This window comes from Sphingomonas faeni (assembly GCF_024273235.1).
Classification (GTDB): domain Bacteria; phylum Pseudomonadota; class Alphaproteobacteria; order Sphingomonadales; family Sphingomonadaceae; genus Sphingomonas; species Sphingomonas faeni_A.
Genome location: NZ_JANBVH010000028.1, coordinates 1 through 13839, shown reverse-complemented (window position 1 = coordinate 13839; position 13839 = coordinate 1). Strand labels below are relative to the sequence as shown.

The 13839-nt window shown below is 65.4% G+C and carries 12 protein-coding genes; 8 read left to right on the top strand and 4 right to left on the bottom strand.

All coding sequences use genetic code 11. From position 1 onward, the window contains the following. The first annotated feature begins 292 nt into the window (after positions 1-292). The 3 genes from NLI89_RS14995 (at position 293) to NLI89_RS14985 (ending at position 4849) form a co-directional block, all read left to right on the top strand. Positions 293-1588: a sensor histidine kinase gene (locus tag NLI89_RS14995; protein ID WP_254687754.1), complete on the top strand. Its 1296-nt coding sequence runs from the start codon at positions 293-295 to the stop codon at positions 1586-1588. Continuing rightward, the gene (locus NLI89_RS14990; protein WP_254687753.1) at positions 1585-2265 is read left to right on the top strand and encodes a response regulator transcription factor; all 681 of its coding nucleotides are present in this window, start codon (positions 1585-1587) and stop codon (positions 2263-2265) included. The genes NLI89_RS14995 and NLI89_RS14990 overlap by 4 nt, the downstream gene beginning before the upstream one ends. Positions 2266-2356: 91 nt before the next feature. After that, positions 2357-4849: a TonB-dependent receptor gene (locus tag NLI89_RS14985; protein WP_254687752.1), complete on the top strand. Its 2493-nt coding sequence runs from the start codon at positions 2357-2359 to the stop codon at positions 4847-4849. Between the two features lie 78 nt (positions 4850-4927). Here the strand turns inward: NLI89_RS14985 and NLI89_RS14980 are convergent, their stop codons facing one another. After that, entirely contained in the window at positions 4928-5827 is a 900-nt protein-coding gene (locus NLI89_RS14980; protein ID WP_254687751.1) for a quinoprotein relay system zinc metallohydrolase 1, read from the bottom strand. A 47-nt stretch (positions 5828-5874) separates the two neighbouring features. After that, the gene (locus NLI89_RS14975; RefSeq protein WP_254687750.1) at positions 5875-6672 is read right to left on the bottom strand and encodes a quinoprotein dehydrogenase-associated SoxYZ-like carrier; all 798 of its coding nucleotides are present in this window, start codon (positions 6670-6672) and stop codon (positions 5875-5877) included. 73 nt (positions 6673-6745) lie between these two features. Here NLI89_RS14975 and NLI89_RS14970 point away from each other — a divergent pair, with 73 nt between their 5' ends. After that, a complete protein-coding gene (locus NLI89_RS14970; RefSeq protein ID WP_254687789.1) occupies positions 6746-7297 on the top strand; it encodes a rhodanese in 552 nt (183 codons plus the stop codon). A gap of 73 nt (positions 7298-7370) precedes the next feature. Here NLI89_RS14970 and NLI89_RS14965 read toward each other — a convergent pair whose 3' ends face one another. Both NLI89_RS14965 and NLI89_RS14960 read right to left on the bottom strand, forming a co-directional pair. Further along, positions 7371-7670: an EthD family reductase gene (locus tag NLI89_RS14965; protein WP_254687749.1), complete on the bottom strand. Its 300-nt coding sequence runs from the start codon at positions 7668-7670 to the stop codon at positions 7371-7373. A 1-nt stretch (position 7671) separates the two neighbouring features. Continuing rightward, entirely contained in the window at positions 7672-8124 is a 453-nt protein-coding gene (locus NLI89_RS14960) for a pseudoazurin (protein ID WP_254687748.1), read from the bottom strand. A 189-nt stretch (positions 8125-8313) separates the two neighbouring features. On the opposite strand from NLI89_RS14960, the gene adh reads away from it, so the two are divergent. The 4 genes from adh to NLI89_RS14940 all read left to right on the top strand — a co-directional run bounded on the left by adh (position 8314) and on the right by NLI89_RS14940 (position 13828). Further along, a complete protein-coding gene (gene adh / locus NLI89_RS14955) occupies positions 8314-9834 on the top strand; it encodes an aldehyde dehydrogenase (protein ID WP_254687747.1) in 1521 nt (506 codons plus the stop codon). 112 nt (positions 9835-9946) lie between these two features. Next, positions 9947-10363 (top strand): DUF779 domain-containing protein, encoded by a 417-nt coding sequence (locus NLI89_RS14950; protein WP_254687746.1) that lies wholly within the window; start codon positions 9947-9949, stop codon positions 10361-10363. Positions 10364-10403: 40 nt separating this feature from the next. Next, positions 10404-11579, top strand: coding sequence for an FIST N-terminal domain-containing protein (locus NLI89_RS14945; RefSeq protein WP_439144525.1), 1176 nt, complete (start codon positions 10404-10406; stop codon positions 11577-11579). Beyond that, the gene (locus NLI89_RS14940) at positions 11576-13828 is read left to right on the top strand and encodes a hybrid sensor histidine kinase/response regulator (RefSeq protein WP_254687745.1); all 2253 of its coding nucleotides are present in this window, start codon (positions 11576-11578) and stop codon (positions 13826-13828) included. Before NLI89_RS14945 ends, NLI89_RS14940 begins: the two co-directional genes overlap by 4 nt. Positions 13829-13839 lie beyond the last annotated feature (11 nt).

The window sequence follows — 13839 nt, the reverse complement described above, 5'->3', positions numbered from 1 at the left end:
ATGGCGAAGACATCAGCTTTGCGGTGCCCGGGCTGGTGCGCACCGACGTTGACGCCCATGTCTCGCTTGGCGGCGGTGCGCCTCTCCTCGTCGCCCGCTGAATGACTACCTTCACGAACTGGACCCACATCCGGACATCCGAAAGGCAGTTCTCGTTCCCAAACTTCTGCCATTTGTTCATGTCGTGAGTGCAACCGATTTTGTAAGGCGATGCCGTGAGAGGCAGTCTCCTTGTGCGTTAGTGCAATGCGCGCGTGCTTGTTCGGCGGCGCGCGACGACTAGGATCGGGCCATGTCGATCGAACGTTGCCCACGTCAGCCGCTAACGCTCGCTGCGCTGTGTTGCATTGCGCTGTTGATATCGCTGGCGGCGCTGGCGACGGCGTTCATCCTGAGCCTCGCGAGTGCGGGACGAAACTTTGACCGCGCCGGAATCGCGCAGGCGCAGCTCGCAGCCGTGTCGCGGATCGAAACGCTGGCAAACACCGGTGACGCTGCGGCGCTGCGTCCGCATCTCGGCGCGTATGCACGGTCGATCCGCGACGAGGCGGCGCTGTTGCCTACCGCGTCCGCCGCGCACACGGCGCAGGTACGCGAGGCGATGGACGCGGATCGACTTGCTGCGCTGGCCACCAATCCACAGCGGCGCGGCGAACTCGCGGATCTGGTGGCGATCATCGTCGCGCGCGAACGCGACGAAGCTGGGCGGATCGGCGGCGACATGGTCCGGCTGAGGACGCGAATGACGGTGCTGGCCATACTGCTCGTGCTGGCGGCGGGCGGATCGGCGTTGCTGGGCGCATTCGGGCTGATCGCAGCCAATCGCAAGCTCGCCAACGAAGTTGCGCAGAAGACTGCTGAACTCGCAACGATCGACCAATCGCGACGGCTGTTCTTCGCCAAGGCCAGTCATGAGATGCGAACGCCGATAACCGTGATGCGCGGAGAAGCGGAAGTGGCGCTGGCGGATCCCGCCGCCGAGCCGCCTGCTCTGCGAGAGGCGCTCTGGCATGTCGTCGCCAACGCCGAATTCCTCGAACACCGCATCGCGGAACTGCTGGCCCTGGCGCGTGCTGACGACGGCCAACTGCACCTGATGGACGAGCCGATCGATCTTGCGACGCTGGTGCAGGCCGCGGCCGACGGCGCGCGCGGCTATGCGCGATCGGCGGAGGTCGCGCTGGCAGTCGAGGCTCCGGTGCCGCAGATGACGATCCAGGGAGACGCGCGGTGGCTACAACAGGCGGTGCTTGCAATCATCGATAACGCAGTGAAGTTTTCGCCGTTCGCGGGGACCGTCACGGTACGGCTTACGCGTGCGGAAGATGCGGCGCGGATCGATGTCGTGGATCAGGGATCCGGCGTCGCGGACGAGGCCTTGCCGCGTATCTTCGATGCCTATTATCAGGCGGATGCGGGAAGATCACGGGGCGGCACGGGACTCGGTCTGGCCCTCGCGCGCTGGGTCGTCGAGCAGCACAACGGATCGATCCGCGCCGCCAACGGGTTTGACAGTGACGTGGGGTTTGGCAGTGACGTGGGCTCCGGCTGTACCGTGACGATCGAGCTTCCCTTGGTGCGGGCATGAAGATCCTGCTGGTCGAGGACGATGCCGGCATCGGCCGCTTCGTCAGCCGTGGACTGACCGCGCGCGGGTATGAGGTCGCCTGGGAACGCGAAGCGCGGGAGGTGCCGGCTATGCTGAAGACCGGCGGATTTGCCGCGGCACTGCTCGATGTGGGCCTTCCCGACCGTGACGGGATGGACCTGTGCCGCAGCCTCCGTGACGACGGAATCCGCGTGCCGATCCTGATGCTGACGGCGCGAGGAACGTTACAGGATCGGCTCGATGGGTTCGATAGCGGCGCGGACGATTATCTCCCCAAGCCGTTTGCATTCGAAGAACTCGTCGCGCGGCTGGCGGCGATCGTCCGGCGGGGAGCGGACGCCGCACCGCCGCCGATGCGCTACGTCAATATCGCGCTCGATCCGATTTCGCGGAGCGCGATGGTCGACGACCGCCCGCTCGTGCTGAGCCGGCGTGAGTTCGACCTGCTCCAGCGGCTCGTCGCGGCCAATGGCGGCACTGCTACACGAGCGGCACTGGCTGCCGCCGTCTGGGGCGCCGATGCCGGTGTCAGCGACAATGCGCTCGACGTCTATGTCGGCTATCTTCGCCGACGACTGAGCGAACTTCGCGGCGCGCCGGCTATCGAGACACTGCGCGGTCGTGGCTTCCGACTGGTGCCACCAACCAAGGTATGACGTAACCTGAGACCGATCTCAGGTAAGTGTCGATCAGCCAAGTTATCGTTTCCTCAGCGACGCAGATCGCAGGCGTTTGGGGGGATGCAGCATGAAGACCCGTTTCCGTTGGCTCGCCGGTGTCGCCCTGGTCGTGATGCCAGCTGCCGGCCACGCGCAGGCGCAGGCGCAAACGCAAACGCAAACAAGCCCCTCCCCCGAGATCATCGTGACTGCGACCCCGCTGTACGACGTTGGCGAAGGGACGCTGCCCTTCCCCGCGCAAACTACGAGCGACGAGGAAATCGAGGCCGCGCATGCGACCGACATCACCGACTATCTGAAGCGCATGGCGGGCGGCGTGTTCGTCAACGACATCCAGAACAACCCGTTGCAGCCCGACATCAACTATCGCGGCTTCACCGCATCGCCGTTGCTCGGCACGCCGCAGGGGCTGTCGGTCTATGTCGACGGCGTGCGGGTCAACCAGCCGTTCGGCGACGTCGTCAGCTGGGACCTGATCCCCAAATCCGCGATCCGTTCGATGACGCTGGTTCCCGGATCCAACCCGCTGTTCGGACGGAATTCGCTGGGCGGCGCGATCTCCGTCCGGACCAAGGACGGCAAATCCGACCCGGGTGTCGAGATCGAGGCAAGCTATGGATCCTTTGATCGCCGCACCGTCGACGTGCAGGCTGGCGGCAGCGCCGATAACGGCCTCGACTGGTTCTTCAGCGGCGATTATTTTGCCGAGGACGGCTGGCGCGATGTCTCGCGGTCGGAGGCGGGGCAGGCGTTCGGCAAGCTCGGCTGGTCGGATACGACAACCAACATCGCGCTGTCGGGGAGCTATGCGAGCACAGATCTCAACGGCAACGGGCTACAGGATCAGCGCCTGCTCGAACGCGACCGGTCCAGCGTCTACACCTATCCCGACACCACACGGAACACCGCGTATCTGATCAATCTGACCGGCGATCATCGGTTTTCCGACACGGTCTCGTTCGCCGGCAACGCCTTTTACCGCAACATCAGGACGCGTACGTTCAACGGCGACATCAACGACGATGCGCTCGGCGAAAACCTGTATCAGCCCAGCGCCGCCGAGCGCGCCGCACTGGCCGCGGCCGGATATGGCGGCTTCCCGGTCGTGGGCGAAACGCAGGCCAACACCCCCTTCCCCAGTTGGCGCTGCATCGCCAACGCATTGCTGAACAGCGAGCCGAACGAGAAGTGCAACGGGCTCGCCAACCGTTCGGGCACACGACAGCGCGAGTTCGGCGCGACCGGTGAGCTGATGCTGAGGACGCCGGTCGCGGGCGGTTTCAACGCGCTGACGCTGGGCGCGAGCTACGTCAACGGTCGCTCGGTGTTCGTGCAGTCGTCGCAATTCGGGTATCTCACTCCCGACCGCGGCGTTGTTCCGGTCGCCGGCCTCGGCGCGTTCGCCGACGGCACGCAGGATTCCGAAAACGCGTTCGATGCGCGCGTCGACTTGACCGGCCACACGACCACGCTCAGCGCCTACGCGCTCGATGCGTTCGACGTCAGTCGGACGCTGCATGTCGACGTGTCCGCGCGCTACGATCGCACCGTCGTCCATAACCGCGACGGGCTGCAACCGGGTGGCGGTACCGGATCGCTCGACGGCGATCATAAATTTAACCGCGTGAACCCGGCGATCGCGGTCCGCTGGAGCCCGACCAAGACTTTCGCGATCGATGCGGCGCTTGCCCAGACGAGCCGAGCGCCATCGGCGATCGAGCTTGGCTGCGCGGACCCCGAGAGCCCCTGCCGCCTGCCCAACGCCCTGGCGGGCGATCCGCCGCTCGACCAGGTCGTTGCGCGCACCGTCGAGACGGGCTTCAACGCCGACCTCCGCGGTATCGCGCTGCGGCTCGGCGCATTCCGCACCGTCAGTCGGAACGACATCCTGTTCGTTGCCGACGATACCGCGGGCTTCGGCTATTTCCGCAACTTCGGGAAGACCCGCCGTCAGGGCATCGACGTCGATCTCGCCGGCGATGTCGGCTCGGTCCATCTGACCGGCCACTACACGCTGCTCGACGCGACTTATCGCAATGGCGAGACCGTCAACGGTTCGGGCAACGGTTCGAGCGAGCGTGTCGCGCCCGGTTTCGAGGGTGAGATCGACATCGAAAAGGGTGATCGCATCCCCCTGATCCCGCGACACATCTTGAAGGCCGGCGCGCGCTGGAAACCGGCCGGGACGTTCTCGCTCAGCGCGGACATGATCGCGATCTCGGGCGTGTATGCGCGCGGCAACGAGAATAACGAGCATGAGCCCGACGGGGTGTATTACCTCGGCGAGGGCAAGACCGACGCGTATGCGGTCGTCAATTTCGGCGCGGAGGTCCGCCCGGCACGCCAGTTGACGATCTTCGCACAGCTGAACAACGCGTTCGACACGCGCTATGCGACCGCCGCGCAACTGGGTGCGACCGGCTTCGACGCGAGCGGCAACTTCGTCGCGCGACCGTTCGCTGGGCCGGTGATTGACGGCGAACGGCCGTTGGTGTCGTCGACCTTCTACGCACCGGGTGCCCCGCGCTCGATTCAGGTGGGGGCCAAAGTGCGGTTCTGACGCGTTCGTGGCCGCTCATTCGTATCGAGGATAACAGGGCCCTTCCGCACTGTCTCCGGGCGGGCCAGAAGCAGAGTCCTAGGCTCGCTTGCCCACCAGCGGCAGCGATCGTTCCTCCAGCCCCGGATAGAAATGCGACACCGACCGCTGCAGTTCATAGCGCGCGGCCTTCATCATCGCGAAGCGGGGAGGAATCGCGATCTCGCCGGCTTCGACTGGGTCGAGCCCCGCCTGGATCGCATCGGTCAACGCCGTGTCGACCCAGTCTATCCAGTCGCGGGTCTGGTCGATCGCAGCGTGCGGCGTGAGGTCGATCGGCCCATGTCCGGGCACGACGCGCGCTTGACCAAGCCCCTTCAGCGTATCGAGCGACGTACGCCAGCGCGGCAGGTCGGCATGCGGAGTCGATGGCGCGCGATCGTGGAATACCAGGTCGCCGGCGATCAGCGTCTTTGTCGCCTCGTCATAGATCGCCAGGTCTGCACCGCTGTGCCCGGCCAACGCCAGCATCCGTAGCGTACGACCGCCGATCGTCTCGCTGGGTGTGGCGATCACATGACCGGGGATGTGCAACTCGGTCCCGCGCATCCAGTCGCCAAGCAAGCGGTACATACCGTCCGAAAAGCCCGGCCCCTCGCTCTTCAGCTCTGCGATCAGCGCAGGCGTCGCAGCGATCTGCAAAGGTTGGAACGCGGCATCGCCGTAAGTATGATCGGGATGGAGATGCGTCAGATAGACGCGCGCGACGGGCTTGCCGGTCAGTTTCTTCGCGAGCGCTGTAAGTTCGGTCCCATACCGCAGCGACGGGCCGGCATCGACCAGCACCGCGCCATCCTTGGTATCCAGGATCGTAACGTTGGCGATCGCGCCGCCATTGCCCATCAGGATCGCATCGTCGGCGCCGCGGATCACCCAGATGCCATCGGCGACGACCTCCGGTTTCAGGTCATAGTGGAACGCGGCTGCCGCGACCGGCATTCCCGCAACGCTCGCCAGGCAGCCGCCGACGAATGCTCGTCGGTGAATCAGCGACCTGCTCCCTGCACTGCTGCACCCACCGTCGCTGCGGTCACAATGCCGGCATATTCGATACCGTTGGTATCGCGACCGTCGAACGAGACCGACTCGCCGGGCTTGATCTTGGGCATGAGCGTCAGGACCGGATCCTCGGCAACCGACGCCTGCATATGCACCGTGCCGATCGCGCTACCGCCCGAGGAGGTGACCGTCATCCGTTCGAGATAATAGGCCGGGATATTATCGACGAAACCGGTATCCATCGGATGCCGGAACGACAGCATGACGCGCGCAGCACCGGCATTTTCCCAGAGCCGACCACGGGACTCGCCGAGATGCTGGGCCCAGTCTCCTTTCACGCGGCTCACCGGTGGTGCCGAACAGCCGCCGCCCGCCGCATCGATCCAACCGCCCGAAACCAGCCAGCTGCCGTCCTTCAACTGTACAGCGCCGCGTACCGGCGTGCGCTGGTCGAGCTTGATCCGCGTGGCGATGAACGGCTCGGCATTCGCCAAGCTGAAGTCGATCGATTGCTGGATCGGGTTCATGTCGGCGAAGATCACGATCCGCACGACGTTGGGTATCGCGCGCGCATCGACCTGGACCGGGAAGGAACGCTGATTCTCCGCGATCTTGGGAAAGTCGACCTTTACCCGCGGATCGAACCGGACGACCGCGTTTTCGCCGAACACCTGCTTGCCGACATAGCCCCACATCGGCGAGCCAAGCTGATCCTTCGGCAACGCCGCATCGGCGGTGGCGGGGATGGCCAAAAGGCCTGCGAGCAAGATGCCAAGTGTCTTCATACCTTGGTAGAAAGGTACGGAAGAGAGACTTGCGCTACAATCCGACTTTGGGAGGATAGCCGCCGTGATCCGGATGATGATGTTCGCTGCCGCAGTCGCTGTCGCAGTCGCTGGGCAATCGGTCGCGCCTGCTCCCGACACCGACCCCGCGACCGGATACCGGACCGCCCATTACCGCGCGATCGTGCCCGCTGCGCCCGAGGGCGTACCGAGAATCGACACCGCGACCGTCGCACGGCTGTTGGCGAAGAAGCACGCCATCCTGATCGATGTCATGCCTGCCGAGGGTGGCGTACGCGATGCGGCAACGGGGGTTTGGCGACTTGCCAGGCCGCGTCCGAGCATTGCCGGCGCACACTGGTTTCCCGAAGCGGGGCGCGGGGTGGTGGATCCCGGCATTGCGACATGGTTCGAGACGGGCATTGCCTCGCTGCGCGGCAAGCGCGATCCGCGTCCGCTGATCGTCTTCTGCCTCGCAGACTGCTGGATGAGCTGGAATGCCTCGCGTCGATTGGCGAAGGCTGGGTATGGGCAGGTCTATTGGTATGCGGACGGTACCGATGGCTGGAGCGAAAGCGGGCGGCCGCTTGTCGATGCCCTACCGTTTCGAACTCACGCCTACTAACGAACGTTCATCGGCGAAGGCGGGTGCCCGGTCTGGGTCCCACCTTCGCGGGGACCCAGACTTAGGGGTTCGATCAACCGGTCAGGCGCTGCGCCGCGGGGGTGATCGTCGTAAAGTTGGCAACGTCGCCAAACACCGTCGTCGCAGTCGATCCCGAGATCGCCGCATCGCGCGCGGCCCCGTCGGTGAAGGTCAGTACCGCGACCGCGACGGCAGCCGGCGCATCGTCGTCGGGAAACAGCGCCACCGCGTCGGTCAGGCCGAGCGGTCCCCATTTTTCCTCCACGAGCGGCATGTGCGTGCCCGTATAATAGTCACGATCGAAGCTCGCGCCTTCGGTGGCTGGATAGCTGACGAGCAGGATACCCGCCATCTTACTTGGCCTGTGCCAGAGCCGCGGCCATGCGCTTGCCGCCCAATCCTGGGACCTTCACCGCCTTGGCCGCGGCGAGGTTCGCGGACGGGCCGTTGCCGACCTGGACGACCGCGACCATGCCCATCGCGTAATGCGGCTTGCACTTGATGCCGTAGATGCCCGGCTTGGTGACGGGGAGGACGAACTCCTTGTTCATCAGGCCCGCACTCGGTGCGACGCCGTCGGGCAGCATCGTCGGGATCGTCTCGGCATTGTGGCTCGGGTTGGTCGGGACGAAGTGGATCACGTCGCCCGGCTGCGCCTTGATGAAGGACGGCTCGAACACCATCATGCCGCCCTTCCCGCTGGTCTTCATGTGCACGGTGACGTCCTTGGCGGCCGCTGGCGCCGCGGCGAACAGGGCGCCGATCATCAGCGAGGGGGCGGCCAGCGATGCGATGGTAAGCTTCATGCGATACTCTCCTGAAACGCGCGCGGCTCCATCCGCGACTGACGTCCCCCTCACGCACGCTGCGGCGCAATCCCGCAATTGCCCTTTGGTGCAATGGCGCCCGCGACGCGACGGGTCGATGGTCGCTGCAAGCCATAGATACGTCCGCAATCACCGAAGCGCGGATCATTGTACCGAGGAGGGATTACCATGCTGCAGCAGGCACTCGACCAGTTGAAGGGTCAGATCGCGATCCGATCGAAATACGACAATTATATCGGCGGCGAGTGGGTCGCGCCGACCAAGGGCCAGTATTTCGACAATCCTTCCCCCGTCACCGGCAAGACGGTGTGCCAGGTCGCGCGCGGCACCGCCGAGGATATCGAGCTGGCGCTTGACGCCGCGCACAAGGCGAAGGACGCTTGGGGCAAGAGCAGCCCGGCCGAGCGGGCCAACATCCTCAACAAGATCGCCGACCGGATGGAGGAAAAGCTCGATCTGCTCGCGATGGTCGAGACGATCGACAACGGCAAGCCGATCCGCGAGACGACCAACGCCGACATTCCGCTCGCGATCGACCATTTCCGCTATTTCGCCGGCTGCGTTCGCGCACAGGAAGGCGGCATCTCGGAGATCGATCACGACACGATCGCCTATCATTTCCACGAGCCGCTGGGCGTCGTCGGCCAGATCATCCCCTGGAACTTCCCGATCCTGATGGCGGTGTGGAAGCTTGCTCCCGCGCTCGGTGCCGGCAATTGCGTCGTGCTGAAGCCCGCCGAGCAGACGCCGATGTCGATCATGGTGCTGATGGACGTGATCGGCGACCTGTTGCCGCCCGGCGTACTTAACGTCGTCAACGGCTTCGGTGTCGAGGCAGGCAAGCCGCTCGCGCAGAACAAGCGCATCGCCAAGATCGCGTTCACCGGCGAGACGACCACCGGCCGCCTGATCATGCAATATGCGACCGAGAATCTGATCCCCGTCACGCTCGAACTCGGCGGCAAGTCGCCCAACATCTTCTTTGCCGACGTGATGGACGCCGACGACGATTATTTCGACAAGTGTCTCGAAGGCTTCGCGATGTTCGCGCTCAATCAGGGCGAGGTCTGCACCTGCCCGAGCCGCGTGCTGATCCAGGAATCGATCTACGAAAAGTTCATCGCGCGCGCGATCGAGCGCGTGAAGGCGATCAAAATGGGCTCGCCGCTCGATCCCGCGACGATGATCGGCGCGCAGGCGTCGAACGATCAGCTCGAGAAGATCCTGTCGTACATAGACATCGGCAAGGCGGAAGGCGCCAAAATCCTGACCGGCGGCGAACGCGCGCAGCATGACGGTGAGTTTTCCGACGGCTATTACATGGAACCCACGATCATCGAGGGTAACAACCGGATGCGCGTCTTTCAGGAGGAAATCTTCGGCCCGGTCGTCGCGGTCACGACCTTCAAGGACGAAGCCGACGCGCTCGCGATCGCCAACGACACGCTTTACGGCCTCGGCGCGGGCGTCTGGTCGCGCAACGGCACGACCGCCTACCGGATGGGCCGCGGTATCCAAGCCGGCCGTGTATGGACCAACTGCTACCACCTCTACCCTGCCCATGCCGCGTTCGGTGGCTACAAGCAGTCGGGCATCGGCCGCGAGAACCACAAGATGATGCTCGATCACTATCAGCAGACCAAGTGCCTGCTGGTCAGCTACTCCGCCAAGGCGCTCGGCTTCTTCTGATTCAGCTTCTGGTACGCACGCGAGATCGGATCCCCTTTCTCTCATGATCTCGCGACCGCGCTGCGGCGGGCCCCAGGGTCCGCCGCATTTTTCCGTTCTAAAGGCTGGCTCCATGACCCTTGCTACGCTCGCTCCGCCCCGGGTCCTGTCGACCGCCGCCGCCGATGCGCTGATCGCAAAGCTCGCCGCGCAACACGGCCCGCTGATGTTTCACCAGTCCGGCGGCTGCTGCGATGGGTCTGCGCCGATGTGCTATCCGGCAGGCGAATTCCGCGTCGGAACGCAGGACATCCTGCTCGGGCGTATCGCGCCCGGCACGACGGAAGGTGGCGTCCCCGTCTGGATCGGCGCCGCGCAATTCGACTATTGGCGACATACCCAGGTGACGATCGATGTCGTGCCGGGGCGCGGCGCGGGGTTCTCGCTCGAGGGACCCGAGGGGCTGCGCTTCATGATCCGCAGCCGCGTCTTCACCGACGCCGAAGTCGATGCGCTCGACGCGGCCGGCCCGCCCGAGCGTGGCGCCTGACCCGGTCGATCGGCGGATGACGAGACTGCCCGAGCATGACATGATCGCGGCGATGTTCGTTCCGCCTCACCCGTCGCGTGCGCCGTCCTCACCGATCCGTGTCGCCGCGACCCACGTCACCGATCCCGAGCTGGCGATCCGCGATCTGTTCGGTCGGCTCGATCTGCCCGAGCTCGCCGGCATCGTCCTGTTCTGTTCGAGCCGATATCCGCTCGATGCGTTGGCCGAAGCGATCGGCAGCCGTGCCGAGGGTCTGACGATCGTCGGTTGCACGTCGTCCGGCGAGATCACGCCAAACGGACTGGACGAGGGCACGATCACCGCGATCGGCTTTCCCGCGAGCGATTTCCGGTTGAGCGCGACCTGTTTCGAGAATCTCGACACGTTCGATTCCCGCGTCGCGCAACAGACGGTGCGATCAATGGTCGCCACTGCCGCGCTGCCCGGACCGCAACTGGGCGACACGCCGAGCCACGCAGCGATCTTCCTGGTCGACGGGCTTTCGCACCGCGAAGAGATGCTGACGTTGACGTTGCAGGACGCGCTCGGCGAAGTCCCGCTGATCGGAGGATCGTCGGGCGATGGTCTCGATTTCCGCGAGACGTTCGTCTTCTACGAAGGCCAATTCCGCCGCGACGCCGCGATCGTCGCGATCCTGTCGTCCTCGCGCCGCATGAAGGTGTTTCGCGCGCAGCATTATGGACCGGGCGACGTCAAGATGGTCATCACCGTCGCCGACCCGGTGACGCGCATCGTTCATGAGATCAATGCCGAGCCCGCGGTCGAGGAATATGCCCGGCTGATCGGCACGACCGTGGCGGAACTCAGCCCCAACCACTTTGCCGCACATCCGCCGATGGTCCGCGCAGGCGGCGAATATTTCGTGCGATCGATCCAGACCGCGAACCCCGATGGCAGCCTCACCTTCTATTGCGCGATCGACGAGGGTATCGTCCTGACGCTGGGCGAAGCGACCGACATCATGCAGAACCTCCACGAGCTGTTCGAGGATCTCGATCGTTCGGTCGGCGGGATCGACCGTATCCTCGGCTTCGACTGCGTCCTGAACAATGTCGAAGTCGAACAGCGCCAGTTGCGCAGCGCGGTATCGGCGCTGTTCGCCGACCGCGGAGTCGTCGGATTCAACACGTACGGCGAGCAATATCATGCGCTGCACGTCAACCAGACGTTCAGTGGACTGGCGATCGGGCGATGATCGCGGACACCGATGGCCATGGCGACGACCGGGTCGCCGCGCTGGAGATCCAGCTGGGGAAACTCGCGCGGATCAATGCATCGCTGATGGGTCGAGTCGAGCGATCCACCGATCTGCGCGGCAATGCCTTTTCGGTGTTCGAGACCGCGATCTCGCTGGAGGGCAAGGTCCGCGAACGCACCGCCGACCTCGAACGCGCGCTTGGCGAACTGGCCTCGACGAATGCCGAACTCGCGCAGGCCAAGGAAGCCGCAGACAGCGCGCGCCGCCGGCTGGGCGATGCGATCGAGACGATCAACGAGGGGTTCGCGATCTTCGATGCGGAAGACCGACTGGTGCTGTGCAACCAGACCTATCTTTCGCTTTGGCCCAAGGTCGCCGACCAGATCGTGCCCGGCGTGCGCTTCGATGAGATTCTTGGCAGGATCGGCGAGACCAGCGGGATGCTTGGGGCGATGGTCGCGCCCGACCGCTGGATTTCGGAGCGCGGCGCGGCGCACGAGATCGCCGAGGGTGGCCAGGTTATCGCGCTTGCCGACGGCCGCTGGATCCAAGTCAACGAGCGGCGGACGACCGAGGGCGGCGTCGTCGGCGTTTATACCGACATTACCGACATCAAAGCCGAGGATGCCCGATTGCGCGCGCGCGAACTCGCCGAGCGCGCGGTCGTGCTGCAGGCGACGCTCGATGCGATGCCGCAGGGCGTGTGCGTGTTCGATCGCGAACGTGCGCTGCTCGCGTGGAACGATCCGCTGCTCGCGTTCCTCAAGCTGCAGCCGACGCGGGCGAGGCTGAAAATCGCGGATCATGCCGCGTTGATCCAGTGGTGCCGCACCGCGTTGCCGCGTGCGGATGCCGCCGACACGCTCGGCTGGCTCAGCGAGGGCGAGCCGGAGATCGTCGCGATTCGCGCGTTGGAGGACGGCCGTAGCGTTGAGGTGCGGCGACTGCCGATGCCCGGTGGCGGCATGGTGATGAGCTTCGACGACGTCACCGACCGGCTGCGTGCGGCCGCGGCGTTGCGCGAGACGAACGAGACGCTCGAACGCCGGGTGCAGGAACGCACCGCCGCGGTCGTCGTGGTCAATATCGAGCTCCAGCAGCAGGTCGCCGAACGCGTCGCTGCGGAAGCTGCGATGCGCGAGGCGAAGACCGCCGCGGAACAGGCGAACCTGTCGAAGACGCGGTTTCTCGCCGCCGCGAGCCACGATCTGTTGCAGCCGTTGAACGCCGCGCGACTGTTCGTCTCGGCGCTGGCGATGCGGCGGATGGCGCCCGCGAACCGGACGCTGGTCGAACAGACCGGCTCCGCGCTCGACTCGATCGAGGATCTGCTGGAGGCGCTGCTGGAGATCTCGAAGCTCGACGCAGGTGCGGTAACGCCCAAGATCGTCGACGTACCGCTCGGCGAATTGCTGCACGCGCTGCAGGCCGAGTTCGCGCTGGCAGCGGGCACGCGCGGGCTGACGCTGACCGTCGAGCCGACCACCGCCTGGGTCCGCTCCGACGCGCGCCTGCTGCGGCGGATCCTCCAGAACTTCCTGTCGAACGCGTTGCGCTACACGCGGCAGGGCGGCGTCGTGATGGCCGCGCGGCACGAAGGAGCCAATGTCCGGATCGCGGTCACCGATACCGGCCCCGGGATCGATCCCGCGCACCATGCCGATATCTTCGAAGAGTTTCGCCGGCTGAACGCAGGGCATGAGCGCGGCATGGGACTGGGCCTCGCGATCGTGCAACGTGCCGGGCGGATGCTGGACCACCCGATCGGCGTACGATCGGCGATCGGGGCTGGGTCGACCTTCTGCGTGACGGTGCCGCTGGCGGTCGAGGGCACGCGTCAGGTTCGCGCGGCCAACCCTGTCGCCCCCCGCGGGATCGCCGCGCGCACCGTGCTGGTGATCGACAACGAGGAGACCATCCTGGAGGGCATGCGCGCCGTCCTGGAGGGCTGGGGCTGCGATGTGCTCACCGCGGTCGGCGCGTCCGAGGCCAGAGAAGCGATCGCCTTGTCGGGCGCGCCGGTCGACGTGATCCTGGCGGACTATCATCTGGGTGACGGCATGACCGGGGAGGTTGTCGTGGCGCAGTTGCGGACGTCGCTCGACCGGCCGACACCGGCGGTGATCATCACCGCGGACCGCGAACCCGACCTGCGCGACCGGCTGTTGGGTGCCGGGCTGCATGTATTGCAGAAGCCGGTGAAGCCGGCGCAGTTGCGGGCGCTGCTGGCGCGGCTGACGGGGTAGAACACGCAAAG